General features: G+C 71.0%; 2 protein-coding genes. One reads left to right on the top strand and one right to left on the bottom strand.

Annotated features, from left to right (window positions below; all coding sequences use genetic code 11):
- Nucleotides 1-2,192: FAD-binding and (Fe-S)-binding domain-containing protein (locus FV228_RS25710; protein ID WP_147857131.1), on the bottom strand; the 2,192-nt coding region annotated here is incomplete at its 3' end.
- 114 nt (nt 2,193-2,306) lie between these two features.
- On the opposite strand from FV228_RS25710, the gene FV228_RS25715 reads away from it, so the two are divergent.
- Complete coding sequence (locus FV228_RS25715) at nt 2,307-2,645, top strand: hypothetical protein (protein ID WP_147857132.1); 339 nt, start codon at nt 2,307-2,309, stop codon at nt 2,643-2,645.
- Nucleotides 2,646-2,840 lie beyond the last annotated feature (195 nt).

Genomic DNA, 2,840 nt, shown 5'->3' on the forward strand with positions numbered 1-2,840 from the left:
GGGTTGGCCAGGGCCGCGTTGCTCAGGCGCGGCAGCCGGGCCGCCAGCGGCAGCAGCGGCTCCAGCGCGGACACGAGGTGGTCCTTCAAGGGCCTGGCGTAGCGGGCGTGGTAGAGCGCTAAAAACTTCGCCCGGAAGGTCGGCACGTCCACCTTGATCGGGCAGGCGCCCGTGCAGGACTTGCAGGCGAGGCAGCCGTCCATCGCCTCCTTCACGGCGTGGGAGAAATCGCCGTCGTCGGGCGCGCGCCTGACAGCACTCCGCAAAGTCGCAAAAAAATCGGGCCGCCAGCCGGCGCGCTGGCGCTTCAGTTCGGCGGCGGGGTCGATCCCCGCCTGTGACGCCAGGCGCAGCCACTCGCGCATCAGCGAGGCGCGGCCCTTGGGCGAGTGCCGGCGCTCCCGCGTCGCCTTCCAGGACGGGCACATCGCGTCGTCCGGATCGTAGTTGAAGCAGGCGCCGTTGCCGTTGCAATGCAGGGCCTCGTCGAAATCCTGCCGGACCGGCGGCGGGATCGTGCGGTCCTGCTCGCCCCTGCGGGGCACGCCGTCGATCCGGGTGAGCGCGCCGCCCCGGGCCGAGGCGATCTTGCCCGGGTTCATCCGGTCGCCCGGGTCGAAGGCGCGCTTCACCGCCTCCAGCGCCGGCATCAGCGGCCCGAAGGTCGCGGGCACGAACTCGGAGCGGAAGCCCTTGCCGTGCTCGCCCCAGAGCAGCCCGCCATACTTGGCGGTGAGCGCGACCACCCCCTCGGTGACCTCGCGGATCAGGGCGTTCTGGTTCGGATCCTTCAGGTCGATCGCCGGGCGGACGTGGAGCACGCCGGCATCGACATGGCCGAACATGCCGTAGCGCAGCCCCTTGGCGTCGAGCAGCGCCCGGAACTCGGCGATGAAGTCGGCCAGCCGCTCCGGCGGCACGGCGGTATCCTCGACGAACGGGATCGGGCGCGCATCGCCCTTTGCGGCGCCGAGCAGGCCCACCGCCTTCTTGCGCATGGTCCAGAGTGTCTCGATGGCACCGCCGCGGGCGATGGTGAAGCCGAGGCGCTTGGTGTCGGTGCCGCGCTCGGCCTCCAGCACCGTGGTGAGCTGGGCCAGGGCGGCATCCACGGCATCCGCGTCGTCGCCGACGAACTCCACCAGGTTGATGCCGTGGACCGGCCGGCCGGCGGGATCGTCCGGGAAGAAGGCGCGGACCTCGGCCCAGATCGGGTCCTGGCGGGCGAGACCGAGCACGGTGGAATCGATGGTCTCCACGGAAGCCGCGCCGAACGGCAGCAGCGCCTGGGCGTCCCGCAGGGCGGCGTCGAAATCCACGTAGGAGAGCGCCACCAGCACCGACGCCTTCGGGATCGGCAGCACGTTGAGCCGCGCCTCGGCGATCAGCGCCAGGGTGCCCTCGGAGCCGCAGATCACGCTCTTGAGGTCGAACCGGCCGTCCGCGTCGCGCAGGTGGGCGAGATCGTAGCCGGTGAGGCAGCGGTTGAGCTTGGGGAAGCGCTCGGCGATCAGCGCCGCGTTCTCGGTGACGATTGTATCGACGGTGCGGTGGATCTCGCCGACCCGGTCGTTGCGTGCCTTGGCGGCGCTGAGCCCCGCCTCGTCCAGGGGCTCGGCTTCCCAGACCGTGCCGTCGGCGAGCACGCAGGTAAGCGCCAGGACGTGGTCGCGGGTCTTGCCGTACAGGCAGGAGCCCTGCCCGCAGGCATCGGTTGAGATCATGCCCCCGATGGTCGCGCGGTTCGAGGTCGAGAGTTCGGGCGCGAAGAACAGGCCGTGCTCGGCCAGCGCCCGGTTGAGCTGGTCCTTCACCACCCCGGGCTCGACCCGGACGATGCGGCGGGCGACGTCGATCTCCAGGATGCGGTTCATGTGCCGCGAGGTGTCGACCACGAGGCCGTGGCCGAGCGACTGGCCGTTGGTGCCGGTGGCCCCGCCGCGGGGGCGGATCACGATCTCGGTGAAGCGCGGGTCGTCCAGCAGCTTGGCGATGCGCACGAGGTCGTCGCGCGAGCGCGGGAAGGCCACGGCCCCCGGCTCGACCTGATAGATCGAGTTGTCGGTGGAAAAGACCGTGCGGTCGGCGGCCGACACGGTGAGGTCGCCCGCGAAGCCGCGCAGGCGCAGTTCGGCGACCACCGCCTCATAGAGCGGCACGGCCTCGGTGTGGCGGGTCAGGACCGGGATCATCAACGCGTTCTACACCCGGCCATTCGCGAGGGAAGATCGGCGTTTATGTCACGTCGCCGCGAACCGGGCTGGCACCCCGCTTGCCAAGGTGGTGACGGTGCGGAGCGGATGCCCATGAACGCGAGCGTCGAACGGGTCAGGGATGCCCTGGCCGAACTGATCAAGGCGGCCCTCATCTCCGACGACGCCACGAGCCTCGCCTGCCGCAAGGCCGGCCGGACCAGGCTCGCCGCCCTAAGCACCGACCCGCCGCAGGCCGGGAGCCTGCGCATGGACGGCGCCTGGACGCTGGCGATCCAGCAGGCGGAGACGCCGGAGCTTGCGCCCGAAGAAGGCCAGGTGAACCTGACCCTGCCCCGCGCCTGCCCGTTCGGCCTCGACGAGATCCTGGACCCGGCCTTCGACGTCGATCGCGCGGTCGAGCACATCCGCAAATCGGCGTCCACCGGCTGATCGCGCCTGTTGAGGACGCGACGGCCACCGTTGCCGCGGACCGGCCGGAACCCCATCTTGCGGTGACGAGACCGAATCAGCGGTCCGGCGCCCGATCGCGGGCGCACGCCTTTTTCGAGAACCGTCCGGCACCACCTTTTGGCACCACGCATCAGCGCAGAGGCGGCCGAACCCGCCGCTCCCCCGCCCTTCCCC

The sequence above is a fragment of the Methylobacterium sp. WL18 genome (genome assembly GCF_008040015.1).
Lineage (GTDB): Bacteria > Pseudomonadota > Alphaproteobacteria > Rhizobiales > Beijerinckiaceae > Methylobacterium > Methylobacterium mesophilicum.